The organism is Hymenobacter caeli (genome assembly GCF_013294115.1).
In the GTDB taxonomy this organism is placed as follows: Bacteria; Bacteroidota; Bacteroidia; order Cytophagales; family Hymenobacteraceae; genus Hymenobacter; species Hymenobacter caeli.
Window position 1 is genome coordinate 231902 of the sequence record NZ_JABSNP010000003.1, and the last position, 13134, is coordinate 245035.

Consider the following 13134-nt stretch of genomic DNA (forward strand, 5'->3'; position numbering starts at 1 on the left):
AGCTTCTGAAATAAAGACCTAAGAAGAAAGAGAAAGCTAACAGCCAATAGCTATCAGCTAATAGCTCAAATACTAATACAGCGAGAAGTGCTCGGCCAGGGGCCCCAGGGCCAGGGCGGGGAAGAAGGCCAGGGCCGCGATGATCCAAATCACGAAGAAGACCATGACGCCGAACGTGGCGGTGTCGAGCTTGAGCGTGCCGGCCGACTCGGGGATGTACTTCTTGCGGGCCAGCAGGCCGGCAATGGCCACCGGGCCGATGATGGGCAGGTAGCGGGCCAGCAGCAGCACGATGCCGGTGCTGATGTTCCACCAGGGCGTATTGTCGCCGAGGCCCTCGAAGCCCGAGCCGTTGTTGGCCGAGGCCGAGGAAAATTCATACAGCATCTCGCTGAAGCCGTGGTAGCCGGGGTTGTTCAGCCAGCCGGCGTACTCCTTGGGGTCGCCGGCGAAGAGGTGGGCCGAGAGGGCGGTGCCGGCCAGGATGAGCAGCGGGTGCAGCAGGGCGACGATGACGGCGATTTTCATCTCGCGGGCCTCTACTTTTTTGCCCAGCAGTTCCGGCGTTCGGCCCACCATCAGGCCCGAGATGAACACGGCCACGATGATGAACACGAAGAAGTTGAGGAAGCCCACGCCCACGCCGCCGTAGAAGGCATTGGTCATCATGCCGAGCAGCGCGTTCATGCCCGAGATGGGCGTGAGCGAGTCGTGCATGGCGTTGACCGAGCCGTTGCTGGTGACGGTGGTTTGGATGGCCCACAGCGCCGAGGCGGGGGCCCCCAGGCGCATTTCCTTGCCTTCGAGCGAGCCCAGGTGCTGGTCGACGCCCATGCGGGTGATGGCCGGGTTGCCGTGCATTTCGAGGTACACGGTGGGCACTTGCAGCAGCAGGTAGCCGGCCGTCATCACCCCGAACACCATCCAGCCCAGGCGGGGCCGGCGCAGGTAGTAGCCGAAGGCCAGCGCCATGGCGATGGGAATGAGCAGGATGCTGAAGTCCTCGACGGCGTTGGAGAAGGCGGTGGGGTTTTCGAGCGGGTGGGCCGAGTTGACGCCGAAGTAGCCGCCGCCGTTGGTGCCCATCTGCTTGATGCCAATCATGGCCGCGGCGGGGCCCCGGCTCACCACGGCCGAGTCGCCCTGCACCGTCACGACGGGCATCTTGGCCTGGAACGTCATCGGTGAGCCCTGGAAGGCCACGACGAGCGCCACGATGAGCGAGAGCGGCATCAGCACCCGGGTAATGCTTTTCACGAAGTAGCTGTAGAAGTTGCCCAGCTTGTCGTGGGTGCCTTCGCGCAGGGCGTTGAACACCACCACGCAGGCGGCCATGCCGGTGGCCGCCGTCACGAATTGCAGGAACATCAGGCACCCGAGCTGCGAGAGGTACGTGGCCCCCGACTCGCCCGAGTAGTGCTGCAAGTTGCAGTTTACCAGGAACGATATGGCGGTGTTGAAAGCCTGGTCCACCGACATCGACGGGTTGTGGTCGGGGTTGAGCGGCAGGCTGCCCTGGGTGCAGAGGATGAGCATGGCCCAGAAAAACCAGCCCAGGTTGATGGTGAGCAGCGCCACCAGGTGCTGCTGCCAGGTCATTTCGCGCTCGGGGTTGATGCCGCTGAGCCGGAAAATGCCGCGCTCCACGGGGCCCATAAAATCGGACCAGCTGCGGTCGCCCCGGTAGATAATGGCCAGGTAGCGGCCCAGCGGAATGGCCAGCAGCACCGTAACCAGGAAAATGCCAATAATGGCGAGTATTTCTTGAGACATGGGTGAAAAGAAACTTAGAAACTTGGAGGGCTGGAAGTACCGGTGGTGAAGGCGGGGCGGGCGTGCTGGCTTTCGCCTCGCGCACGGTGCCTGCGCAGCAGCGCATCACCGGGTCCGTAAGCCCCGGATTAAAACTCTTCGGGCCGAAGCAGCACGTAGCAGAGGTAGCCGAACGTGGCCAGCGCAAGGGCAAACAGGGCAATCATCATGGCAGCGCGGGGCTAGATGTGGTCAAAAAAGTCCACGGATTTGTAAAAGAGCCAAAAGCCGGCAATGCCGGTGGCGACGAGGAGGGGGAGCATCAGGAGCGGGGGCATGGGGAAGGTGTTAGTCGGAAAAACAGGGTGACAGCTGTGGCGGCGGGTTGCCAAAGCCGCGCCCAAGTGGAATTGCCCAGCTTTTTTTAAGTGCTATACTGTTGTTTTACAGTAAAATAAAAAATTATAGTTTCGCTTTATTGCCCGGGCCCTGGCAGTGAGCACCACTCCATTTTGGTAGGGCGTTTGTCAAAATGGTAGGCTTGCCCAGGCGCTTAGGGCCCTACGGCAGCACGGCGCCGGGCTGGTGCACGCAGGCCCAGTAAGAGCGGGCCGGCTTGAGCTGGCGCATGGGTTGGTTGCCGCAATCACTACCGCCGGGGTACCGGCCGTCGCACGGCCAACGCCCCATTATGGTAGGGGTCCTACCATTATGAAAGGGGGGCCCGCGGGAACGAACGGCGAATGCAGCGCTTAGGGGCCAGTTTGTGCGGTTGGCATCGTCTTGGCCCCCGGCGTTGACATCCGCCGGCCACCCGCCCGCGCTCCGCCACTCCTTGCCCTCAATGCCCGACCAACTCACCGAAATAAGTCAGGCGGCTCGCGGCTACTACGCCCAGGCCACCCGCGCCCAGCTTACCGCCACCGATTTCTTCGACTGGCTCCGGCAGCTCAACCCCACCGAGCGGGCCGAGTTCCAAGCCAAAGGCTTCGCCGTGGCCCAAACCGAACGGAATTTTCTGCGCTTCGCGCTGGAGCTGCGCGGCATCTCCATGCGCGAGTACATGATGGAGCACCTGTCGCTGCCCGCCTTCGAGCTGTGGATTGCCCACGCCGAGTTCAACGGTGACCTGCCGGACCGCTTCTGTCGGTTATAAAAGTTAAAAACCGCTTCGCTGCTTTATGCTGAATACCTTGAATGTTGGGTTGCTATTTGGGCTATCCGCCGCGCTGGCCCTGCCCGTGGGGCGCTACATGGCCCGCGTGTACGGTGGGGAGGCCACCTGGCTCGACCCCGTGCTGGCCCCCCTCGAAAACGCGCTTTACCGCCTCACCGGCCTGAAGCCCACCCGGGCCATGACCTGGCGGCAGTACGTGGGGGCCCTGCTGGGTATCAACTTGGTGTGGCTTGTCTGGGCCGTGGGCATCCTGCTGGTGCAGAACCGGCTGCCCTTCTGGAACCCCGACCACATCCCGGCGATGGAGCTCACCCAGGCCCTGCACACGGCCGTGAGCTTCCTCACCAGCACCAACGCCCAGCACTACTCGGGCGAAACCGGGGCTTCGTACTTTGCTCAAATGGCGGTGCTCACGTTTTTGCAGTTCGTGAGCGCCGGCACCAGCCTGGCCGCCGGCATCGCCGTGGTGCGGGCCCTGGGCGGCACCGACACTGCGGGCCACGTGGGCAACTTCTACCAGGATTTGGTGCGCTCCTGCGTGCGCATCCTGCTGCCCGTGTGCCTAGTATTTTCGGTGCTGTTCGAGCTGGGCGGAGTGCCGATGACCTTTGCGGGAGCCGCCCACCACCCTACCCTGGAGGGCACGGCCGCCACCGTGGCCCGGGGCCCGGTGGCAGCCATGATGTCCATTAAGGAGCTGGGCTCGAACGGCGGCGGCTTCTTTGGACCCAACGACGCCCACCCGTTCGAGAACCCCACGTTTTTCACGTTTGCCGTGCACCACGTGGCCGTCATGCTCCTGCCTATGGCCTTCGTGGTGATGCTGGGCTACTACCTGCGCCGGCGGCGCTTCGCGGCCATACTGTTCGCGGTGATGACGGCCGGCCTGCTGCTGCTGGCCGCGCCGGCCGTGTGGGTGGAGCTGCGCGGCAACCCGGCCCTCACGGCGCTGGGCTTGGCCGAAGCCCCGGGCGGCAACCAGCTCGAAGGCAAAGAAGTGCGCTTCGGCGTGTACCACACCGCCGCCTACGCGGGCATCAACATGGCCATCCCGGCCGGCACCATTGCCGGGGCCCAAGATAGCTTTGCGCCGCTCACGGGCGTGCCGTTCATGCTGCTGATGCAAATCGACGCCTTTTTCGGCGGGGTGGGCACGGGTTTCCTTAACATGTTCATTTACATCGTTATCACCGCTTTCATCGCCAGCCTGATGGTGGGCCGCTCGCCCGAGCTGCTGGGCAAGAAGGTGGAGGCCCGCGAGATGCAGGCCGCCACGCTGGTGGCCGTGGCTCAGCCGGTGGTGGTGCTGGCCTGCACCGGCCTCGCCGCCTGGCTGTGGGCCACCACGCCCCACGCCGCCGACGCCCTCAAGTGGCTCAGCAACCCGGGGGCCCACGGCTTCAGCACCATGCTCTACGAGTTCATTTCGGCGGCATCCGGCAACGGCTCGGGCTTCGGGGGCTTGGGCAGCAACAACCCGTTCTGGAACCTGACGCCCTGCCTCGCCATGCTCAGCGGGCGCTTCGTGCCCATCGTCGGGGCCCTGATTATCGCGGCCGGGCTGCTGGCCAAAAATCCCACCCCGCCCAGCCTGGGCGGCATCCGGCTGGAGTCGGCCACGTTCGCGGTGCTGCTGCTGGTGGTCATCGGCGTCCTGGGGGCCCTCCTGTTTTTTCCGGCCCTCACGCTGGGGCCCCTGGCCGAGTATTTTGGCGGCCGGTAAGTCTTTGTCGTTGGCTGGTAGATTATTAACGGACGATTATGCAGAACGCAGCGAAGCATTTCTACTGCGTTAGTAAACCAATCGATTGGATTAGTAGAGCAGTAGAGATGCTTCGCTGCGCTCTGCATGACGGCTTAGTTGGATTTGATGTTCCCTGAACGGCCTCAATTTCCACATTCTCACACCGAATAATCTCCACCTTAAAAATATGAATTTCTTGCGTCCGGTGCTGCTGAGCGGCTTGCTGCTGCTCCTGTTTGGGTTTGCGTTTCCGGGGCTGATTTGGGCCTTTGCCCAGCTCACGCCCGAGCGGGCGGCGGGCTCGCCGGTGGTGGCCCAGGGCCGGGTGGTGGGCTTCCGCTATATCGGGCAGAAATTTACCCGAGCCCGCTATTTCCAGGGCCGGCCCTCGGCCGTGGACTACAACGCCGCCGCCACCGGGGCCTCGAACCTGAGCCCCACCAACCCCGCGTTTCTAGCCGTCGCCAAGGCCCGCCTCGACACCTTTCTCCTCCAAAACCCCGGCGTGACCCGCGCCCAGGTGCCCGCCGAGCTACTCACGGCCAGCGGCTCGGGCCTCGACCCCGACCTCTCGCCCGCCGGGGCCCTCGTGCAGGTGGCCCGCGTGGCCCGGGCCCGCGGCCTGGCCCCTGCCCGGGTGGCGGCCCTGGTGCAAGCCCAGACGGCGGGCCCCTGGCTGGGCTTCGTGGGCCCGGCCCACGTGGGGGTGCTCCAGCTCAACCTGGCGCTCGACGCGCTGCCGGCGGGCCGCTAGCGCCCGGCCCCCGGGCCCTACTCGCCCAACCCGTACTCCTGAATCTTGCGGTAGAGCGTGGTGAGGCCGATGCCCAGCACCCGCGCCGCTTCGGTTTTGTTGCCGTGGGTTTCGAGCAGGAGGCGTCGGATGTGCTGCTCCTCCACGCGGCGCAGGCTGCGCTCGTCGCCGGCGGGCACGGGGCCGGCGGGCTCGGCGGCGGCCAGCTGCACTTCCACCGGCAGGCCGTCGAGGGCCAGGGGCTGGCCGGCGGGCGTGAGGATGGCGGCCCGCTCCAACACGTTCTTCAGCTCGCGCACGTTGCCGGGCCAGCCGTAGCGTTGCAGGGCTTGCAGGGCCTCGTCGGTGAGCACCAGGGGCTGGCGGGTGAGCTTGGCGGCCAGCTGCCGCGAATAAAACGCCACCAGCGCGGGGATGTCGGCCCGGCGGGCGCTCAGGGGCGGCACCAGTACCTCGAAGCCCGCCAGGCGGTAGTACAGGTCGGGCCGGAAATGGCCCAGCTCTATCTCCTGGCGCAGGTTGCGGTTGCTGGCGGCAATCAGGCGCACGTTGACCCGGGTGGGCCGGGTGTCGCCGATTTTCAGGAACTCCTGGGTTTCGAGCACCCGCAGCAGCTTGGCCTGCAAGCCCAGCTCCAGCTCCCCAATCTCGTCGAGGAACAGCGTGCCGCCGTTGGCCTCCTCAATCAACCCCTTCTTGTCGGCCTGGGCCCCGGTAAAGGCCCCTTTCTTGTAGCCAAACAGCTCCGACTCCAGCAGCTCGCGCGAAAAGGCGCTGCAATTGACGGCCACAAAGGCCTTCTGCCGCCGCCCGCTGGCCCCGTGGATGGCCTGGGCAAACAGCTCCTTGCCCGCGCCCGTGGGGCCCCCGAGCAGCACCGTGGCGTCGGTGGGCGCTACCTGGCGGGCCAGGTGCTTGGCCTGCTCCAGGGCCGGCGCGTGGCCCACAATGGCGTCGAACGTGGACTGGGTGCTGGCCACCTGCCGCTCCAAGTCGGCCACCCGGCGCTGGAGGCGGGCTTTTTCTACGGCCCGCTCCACCACCACCAGCAGCTGGTCGTCGGAATCGCCCTTGGTGAGGTAGTCGAACGCCCCGGCTTTCATGGCCCGCACGCCGTCGGGCACGGTGCCGTGGGCCGTCACCAGCACCACCTCGGCCAAGGGGGCCTTTTCCTTGAAGCGGGGCAGCAGCTCCACGCCGTGGCCGTCGGGCAGCTTCACGTCGCTCAGCACCAGCAGCACCTCGTCGGCCCGCTCCTGCAACAGCTGGAGGCCGCGCCGGGCGTCGGGGGCTTGCAGCACGACGTAGCCCTCCAGCTCCAGCAGCCGCCCCACCACGGTGCGCAGCTGGGCTTCGTCGTCAATCAGCAAAATGGTGCCGGTGGGCATGGGCGGGCAGAAAAGTAGGCTGCAAAGGACGGTGAAACGGGCCGGCCAACGCGCAAAAAGGCCCCGCACCAAACGGTGCGGGGCCCCGCAACTTACCAACCGGACTCAGTCCCGCTTGCCTTTCAGCACGCCTTTTAGGGCCCCCAGCTCGTCGCGCAGCTTGGCGGCTTGCAGGAAGTCGAGTTCCTTGGCGGCGGCTTCCATCTGCTTCTCGGTCTGCTTGATGAGCTTTTCCAGCTCGGGGCGCGTCATCATGGCCACCACGGGCTCGGCGGCCAGGGCCAGGGCGGCACCGGCGTCGCCGTAGCCCACGGGCTGGGCCTGGGGCTCCAAGGTGCGGTAGTCGGCCAGGTCGGTTTGGCCCAGTATCTGGGCGTGGCTCTTGCGCACGGTGCGCGGCGTGATGCCGTGCAACTCGTTGTAGGCGGCCTGGGTGGCGCGGCGGCGGTTGGTTTCGTCGATGGCCCGCTGCATCGAGCCGGTCATGCGGTCGGCGTAGAGGATGACCTTGCCGCGGTCGTTTCGGGCTGCCCGGCCCATGGTCTGAATCAGGCTGCGCTGGTCGCGCAGGAAGCCTTCCTTGTCGGCGTCGAGGATGGCCACCAGGCTCACCTCGGGCAGGTCGAGGCCCTCGCGCAGCAGGTTCACGCCGATGAGCACGTCGATTTCGCCCAGCCGCAGCTTGCGCAGAATTTCCACTCGGTCCAGGGTTTTCACGTCGGAGTGCACGTATTCCACCTTGATGCCCAGGCGCAGCATGTACTTGCTCAACTCCTCGGCCATGCGCTTGGTGAGGGTCGTCACGAGCACCCGGTCGCCCATCTTCACCCGCTCGTCCACCTCGTCGAGCAGGTCGTCAATCTGGTTCGAGCTGGGGCGCAGGTCGATGATGGGGTCGAGCAGGCCCGTGGGGCGAATGATTTGCTCCACCACCACGCCGCCGGCCTGGGCCAGCTCGTAGTCGGCCGGGGTGGCGCTCACGAACACGGCCTGCTGGTACATGCTCTCGAACTCGTTGAAGGTCAGGGGCCGGTTGTCGAGGGCCGAGGGCAGGCGGAAGCCGTACTCGATAAGGGCCGTCTTGCGGCTGCGGTCGCCGCCCCACATGGCCCGGATTTGCGGCATCGTGGCGTGGCTCTCGTCCACCACCAGCAGGTAGTCTTTGGGGAAGTAATCCAGCAGGCAGAACGGCCGGGCCCCCGGCGTGCGCTGGTCGAAGTAGCGCGAGTAGTTCTCGATGCCCGAGCAGTAGCCCAGCTCCCGAATCATCTCCAAATCGAACTCGGTGCGCTCCTGGATGCGCTTGGCTTCCACGTCGCGGCCCTCTTTTTCGAAGTAGGCGTGCTGGGCCACCATGTCGTCCTGAATCTGGTGGATGGCGGTTTGCAGCGTCTCCTTGCCGGTCACGAACAGGTTGGCCGGGTACAGGGCCACGCCGTTGGGCTCGTCGCTCAGCTTCTTGCCGCTCACCGGATCAATTTTCTGCACCGACTCAATCTCGTCGCCGAAAAAGTAGAGGCGGTAGGCGAAGTCGGCGTAGGCCGGAAACACGTCCACCGTGTCGCCCTTCACCCGAAACGTGCCGCGTGAAAACTCCACTTCCGTGCGCGAGTACAGAATCTGGACGAACTGGTAGAGCAGGTTGTTGCGCGTGTAGCGCATCCCCGGCTTCATAAAGATGACGTTTTTGGCGAATTCCTCGGGGTTGCCGATGCCGTAAATGCACGACACCGAGGCCACCACAATCACGTCGCGCCGGCCGCTGAGCAGCGTGGAGGTGCAGTGCAGCCGCAGCTTCTCAATCTCCTCGTTGATGGCCAGGTCTTTCTCGATAAAGACGTCGGTGCTGGCGATGTAGGCCTCCGGCTGGTAGTAGTCGTAGTAGCTGATGTAGTACTCGACGGCATTATTGGGGAAAAACGCCTTGAACTCGCCGTAGAGCTGGGCGGCCAGCGTTTTGTTATGGCACAGCACGAGGGCCGGCTTGCCGGTTTCGGCGATGACGTTGGCCATCGTAAAGGTTTTGCCGGTGCCGGTGGCCCCCAGCAGCACCTGGGCGTGCTCGCCGCCGTTCACGCCCGCCACGAGCTTGGCGATGGCGGTGGGCTGGTCGCCGGTGGGGCTGAATTCGGAGGTGAGCTGGTAGTCCATGCGGGGAGGAAAGCAAGCCGGAAAAGGCCAGCTAACTTAACCCAAAACGCGCCGCCGTGGTTTCTGCATTTCGATAAAAGTGGCTAGCGCGGATCGCGCCACACCAGCTGCCGGTTGGTAGAGAGCTGGTAGAACTCCGGGCAGCGTCCGTCGCCCCGGCCGGTAATGCCGCCGCTCGGGGCGCACAGCACGTTCAGGCACTCGTCGTAGAGTGTAATATATTGGTCGCAGCACGAAGACGTTACCAGGTACACTTTCTGGCCGTGGTAAGTGTATTGCCATATTTCGTAGGCCGGGTTGCCTTTGGGCTGCGCCTGTAGTTCGGCGATTTTGGTTTGGATGCTGGCCCCGCAGTTGGGGCCCGGCTCGCTGGCCGTTTCGCGGCACTGGGAAGCCACCAGGGGCAAAATGCTCAGCAAAGCCCAGCAGAAGGGTTGAAGTTTACGCATGGTGAGAAACGGCAATGAGACGTTGAATAAGCGGCCGCGGGTACCCATTAAAAGCGCCGGGCCAGAAACAAGCTCATGCCGTCGGCGTGCTGCCCAACACCGGCCGGGGCGGGCCCCACGTTCCAACTGGTGCGGGGGCCCTGGGCAGTAGTCGCCGGCCGGTGCAGCAGGTTCCAGGCCCCGAAGAGCACCGTGGCCGTGCCCACGCCGAGGTTGGCCATCGACAGGATTTTTTGCGATTCGTTGGTAGGCGGTGTACCGTTGATGCGTGCCTCGGGGGCCGCGGGAAACCGGGTGGCTCCGAGCACGAGCTGGGTGGTGCCGCTGGCCATCGTCAGCCACGGCAGCCAGCGGCCCGCCTGGCGGCCCGCGTCCGAACTGCTCAAGGCCAGGGCCGACAGGTTGAGGCCCCCGAGTACGGCCGAGGCGGTGCCGTAGCCGTTGGGAATGTTGTTGCCGCTAGCCACAGGGGTGTACACCGGCCCGTAAGTGGGCTGGATTAGGGCGCAGTCAGCCAGACTTAAGCCGCTTTGGGCCACCCAGCGGCCGAGGGCGTCGTCGCGCATATCCAGCAAATTGCTGTACTGAAAGCGCCGGTTGATGCACTCGGCGGCGGCGCGGCCGGCGGTTTGTTCCACGAGGTAGCCCACGGCACAGATGCGCCCCGCCCCGTCGATGAAGCAGGGGTGGCGCTGCCCGTCGGGGGCCGCGTTCCGCGGAAACACACCCGCCTGCCAATAGGCGTGCAGCAAATCGAGCAGGTGGGCCCGGCGCTGGCGCAGCGCCGCCGGCAGGGCCTCCGGGGTGCACTGGCGCAGCCGCTGCTCGGCATAGGCCAAGTGCGTTTGGATGCGCAGCACGTCCGGCGTTTCGTCCGTGGGGCCCCGGCCGAAACGGGCCACGAAGCTGGCGTCGCCCACCACGGGGTTTACCGGGCCCAGGGCCGCGGAGGCCCGGCAGCGGCTCGCCACCTCAAAGCCCAGCCGGCATAGCCCCGCCAACGAGATGATTACCAGAAGCAACGGGAGTAGATGACGATTCATAAGCAGTGGGATGGTCAGAGAAAGTGGGCCGGTGGCAGGGCTACGGCATCTTCACAGTGCCCCCAAAATCCACGGTGGCTTCCAGCCCAAAGCTGTAAGGCCGGCTCTGGCGCACGAAATCCTGCATGGGCTGGGCATTGAGCGAGAGCACGCCCAACTCGGCCGTGGGGCCCACCGAGAGCGTGCAGCGGCCCGTGGCGGGGCGGTACTGGGCCCCCGCCCCGCCGCGCAGCGTGGTGAGCAGCCGCCGGTAGGGCGAGCCGGTGGTGAGGGAATAGGTTTTGGTGGCTTCGGGCTCGCCGGCCACTTCCGAGCGCACGTTGAACAAGGCGCTCACCGCGGCTCCGAGGCGGCCGTAGGCACTCCAGCCGCGCTTCACGGGGTTGGCGTAGTGCACGGCCACGGGCACGCCCGCCGTGCGGTAGCGGAAAGAGGTGGTGCGCAAGGTGGCGGGCGGGGTCGCGGCAAAGGCGTAATCGGCCAGCTGCTCGCCCACGAAGCTGGTGGTGGTGGCCGACTGTGCCTCGTGCTGGCCCAGCTCCAGGCCGGTGCTCAGGGCCCAGTGGCCGCCCAGCAGGCGCGTGGCCCGCAGCGACACGCGCTGGTCGAGGCCCCCGCGCAGGTTCGCGCGGTACTCGGCGGCGGCCCGGTTGTTAAGCGTCTGCGAACTGGTGCGCAGGGCTGCTGGCGAATAGGCGTAGGCAGTAGCCGTGGGGGCAGCATCCTGCGAAAAGTCCGCGTTGGGATGGAATACGCCGGCCGCGTAGCTCGCCCCGAACTGCCAGCGGCGCAGCGGCAGCGCCGCCACGTTGGGCACCGCCGCCGCCGCCGCCAGGCGGGCCGGCAGCGCGGGGCCGGGCGCGGCCGGGGCCAGCGCTGCCGGCCGCAGGGCCAGCGAGACCCACGCTCCGCGGGGGCCGGCCGCGCCGCTGGCTTCGGCCCTGGCAACGGCAATAGGGCCGTCCGTCAGCGCATTGCCGGCACTGGCGTAAGCGGTGGGGGCAGCGTAAGCCCCGCTGCTATACGCCCCGGCTGCTCCCGCAGCGGCGCTGCCGCGGCTGGCCTGGTTGGAGGCCTGCGCCGCGCTATTGCTACCGGCCATGCTCGTAAGCTGGCCCGGCGCTGCCGCCTCATTCGCCCGGAGAGAACTCGCCTGAGAAGAAACAGAACCGGCCGGCCGGGTAGCGGCGACACTGGGCACAAAGCCCGGACGGCCGGGTGAGCGGGTGCCGTCGTCGGCGCTGGCCCTCAGAGTGACTGCGTCTTTAGGCCCATCCGAGCCGGCGGCAACCGAGCCGGCGGCAACCGAGCCGGCGGCAACCGAGCCGGCGGCAACCGAGCCGGCGGGGCCCGAAAGGGCCAGCCCGCCGCCCACCGCTGCCCTGGGAGCAGTTCGGTCAGGGGCCGTTGCCGGCGGCAACCCGGTGGCCACGGCCGCATCGGCTGGGGTGCGTCCGGGGCGTCCGTTCGCGCCGGCCGGGCTCGTGGCCACGGTGGCCGCCGGGGCCGGTAGCGCGTGCCGGGCCCACCAGTCGGCCCCGGCAAACGAGGCCACGAGCAGGCTGGCGGCGGCTACCCAGCGGGTGGCCACCAGGCGGCGGCGGTAGGTTTCGTTCTGGCGCACGAGCAGGGCGTTGTCGAGCTGTTCCCACACCAGCGGGCGCGGCGTGGCCTTGGCGTCGGCCAGGTGGTGGCGGAAAAGCTCTTCCAGGCTGCCCTTGGGTGGCTCGGCGTCCGGGGGGGGCGGGGTGAAGTTGTTAGGAATCATAACGGGGCGGGGCGCTCAGGCGCTCCAGTTTGGTTTGAAGAATGGCGCGGGCCCGCGAGTACTGCGATTTGCTGGTGCCTTCGCTGATGCTCATCAGCTCGCCGATTTCGCGGTGGGTGTAGCCTTCGATGGCGTACAGGTTGAACACCATGCGGTAGCGCGGGGCCAGCTCCTGCACCAGGGCCAGCAGCTCCTGGAAGTTGTAGTTGCTGAGCGTGAACTCGGGGCTGGCCAGCGCGGCCGGGTATTCGGCGTCGCTCACCGCCACCAGCGGGGCGTTGCGGCGGTGCTGGCGCAGGGCGGCGTTCACCATCACCCGCCGGATCCAGAACTCCAGCGGGCACTCGCGCCGGAAGCTGCCCAGCGTCCGAAACACGGTCAGGAAACCTTCCTGGAGCACGTCCTCGGCCTCGAAGGTGGTTTGGGCGTAGCGCAGGCACACGGCCATCATGCGGGCCGCGTACTTGTCGTAGAGCTGCTTCTGGGCCAGCTGCTGGCCGGCCAGGCAGCCGGCAATCAGCTCGTCTTCGGTGGGCGCGGCGCGGGCGGTGCGGCTCACCGTCAGGCGGGGCAAAGCAGTTTCGTCGGCCCCGCTGGCCGGCCAGGCGGCGGCGCTCACGCGCGATGTCGGGGCAGCGGCCCGGCCCGGTGCCCGGTAACGGCAACGGCGCTGATGGTGCAAGAAAAAACGTCCGGCATAGGGCGCAAGCAAGGGTGGAAGGACCAGTGAAGCCGTGGGCTACGCACGAGAGGCCCCGGCGGCCCCCAAGGGTTGCAAGCCCCGCCGCCGGCGTTAAAATTAAGCGGGCCGCCGGCAAAAAACGACGCCCCGGCAGGCCACCGGCCGTGCCCGCAGCAGCCACCCGGGGGCACCGTTCAGCCGGGCGCAGCCGCGCCTTTGCCCGCCA

General features: G+C 66.6%; 11 protein-coding genes. 4 read left to right on the forward strand and 7 right to left on the reverse strand.

The window, feature by feature from the left end:
* Positions 1-72: 72 nt before the first annotated feature.
* Positions 73-1773, reverse strand: a complete 1701-nt coding sequence (gene kdpA, locus HNP98_RS04375) for a potassium-transporting ATPase subunit KdpA (protein WP_173808834.1) — start codon at positions 1771-1773, stop codon at positions 73-75.
* A gap of 2 nt (positions 1774-1775) precedes the next feature.
* Here kdpA (HNP98_RS04375) and HNP98_RS22535 point away from each other — a divergent pair, with 2 nt between their 5' ends.
* The 4 genes from HNP98_RS22535 to kdpC all read left to right on the forward strand — a co-directional run bounded on the left by HNP98_RS22535 (position 1776) and on the right by kdpC (position 5427).
* Positions 1776-2180 (forward strand): hypothetical protein, encoded by a 405-nt coding sequence (locus HNP98_RS22535; protein ID WP_246274967.1) that lies wholly within the window; start codon positions 1776-1778, stop codon positions 2178-2180.
* A 416-nt stretch (positions 2181-2596) separates the two neighbouring features.
* Complete coding sequence (locus HNP98_RS04385) at positions 2597-2908, forward strand: hypothetical protein (protein ID WP_173808835.1); 312 nt, start codon at positions 2597-2599, stop codon at positions 2906-2908.
* Between the two features lie 25 nt (positions 2909-2933).
* The gene (gene kdpA / locus HNP98_RS04390) at positions 2934-4652 is read left to right on the forward strand and encodes a potassium-transporting ATPase subunit KdpA (protein WP_173808836.1); all 1719 of its coding nucleotides are present in this window, start codon (positions 2934-2936) and stop codon (positions 4650-4652) included.
* A gap of 208 nt (positions 4653-4860) precedes the next feature.
* Positions 4861-5427, forward strand: a complete 567-nt coding sequence (gene kdpC, locus HNP98_RS04395; protein WP_173808837.1) for a potassium-transporting ATPase subunit KdpC — start codon at positions 4861-4863, stop codon at positions 5425-5427.
* Between the two features lie 17 nt (positions 5428-5444).
* Here the strand turns inward: kdpC and HNP98_RS04400 are convergent, their stop codons facing one another.
* From HNP98_RS04400 to HNP98_RS04425, 6 genes are all read right to left on the reverse strand, one after another.
* Positions 5445-6815 (reverse strand): sigma-54-dependent transcriptional regulator, encoded by a 1371-nt coding sequence (locus HNP98_RS04400; RefSeq protein WP_173808838.1) that lies wholly within the window; start codon positions 6813-6815, stop codon positions 5445-5447.
* Positions 6816-6920: 105 nt separating this feature from the next.
* Positions 6921-8966, reverse strand: coding sequence for an excinuclease ABC subunit UvrB (gene uvrB, locus HNP98_RS04405; RefSeq protein WP_173808839.1), 2046 nt, complete (start codon positions 8964-8966; stop codon positions 6921-6923).
* 83 nt (positions 8967-9049) lie between these two features.
* Entirely contained in the window at positions 9050-9415 is a 366-nt protein-coding gene (locus HNP98_RS04410; RefSeq protein ID WP_173808840.1) for a DUF6970 domain-containing protein, read from the reverse strand.
* Positions 9416-9462: 47 nt separating this feature from the next.
* A complete protein-coding gene (locus HNP98_RS04415) occupies positions 9463-10437 on the reverse strand; it encodes a hypothetical protein (RefSeq protein WP_173808841.1) in 975 nt (324 codons plus the stop codon).
* A 61-nt stretch (positions 10438-10498) separates the two neighbouring features.
* Entirely contained in the window at positions 10499-12226 is a 1728-nt protein-coding gene (locus tag HNP98_RS04420) for a hypothetical protein (protein ID WP_173808842.1), read from the reverse strand.
* Positions 12216-12845, reverse strand: coding sequence for an RNA polymerase sigma factor (locus HNP98_RS04425; protein WP_317171042.1), 630 nt, complete (start codon positions 12843-12845; stop codon positions 12216-12218). The genes HNP98_RS04420 and HNP98_RS04425 overlap by 11 nt, the downstream gene beginning before the upstream one ends.
* Between the last annotated feature and the right edge of the window lie 289 nt (positions 12846-13134).

Bases quoted from the DNA above. Each gene is read 5' to 3' on its own strand.
- HNP98_RS04420 (WP_173808842.1), bottom strand. From the start codon at position 12,226: ATGATTCCTAACAACTTCACCCCGCCCCCCCCGGACGCCGAGCCACCC.
- kdpC (WP_173808837.1), top strand. From the start codon at position 4,861: ATGAATTTCTTGCGTCCGGTGCTGCTGAGCGGCTTGCTGCTGCTCCTG.
- uvrB (WP_173808839.1), bottom strand. From the start codon at position 8,966: ATGGACTACCAGCTCACCTCCGAATTCAGCCCCACCGGCGACCAGCCC.
- HNP98_RS04385 (WP_173808835.1), top strand. From the start codon at position 2,597: ATGCCCGACCAACTCACCGAAATAAGTCAGGCGGCTCGCGGCTACTAC.
- HNP98_RS04400 (WP_173808838.1), bottom strand. From the start codon at position 6,815: ATGCCCACCGGCACCATTTTGCTGATTGACGACGAAGCCCAGCTGCGC.
- kdpA (WP_173808834.1), bottom strand. From the start codon at position 1,773: ATGTCTCAAGAAATACTCGCCATTATTGGCATTTTCCTGGTTACGGTG.
- HNP98_RS04410 (WP_173808840.1), bottom strand. From the start codon at position 9,415: ATGCGTAAACTTCAACCCTTCTGCTGGGCTTTGCTGAGCATTTTGCCC.
- kdpA (WP_173808836.1), top strand. From the start codon at position 2,934: ATGCTGAATACCTTGAATGTTGGGTTGCTATTTGGGCTATCCGCCGCG.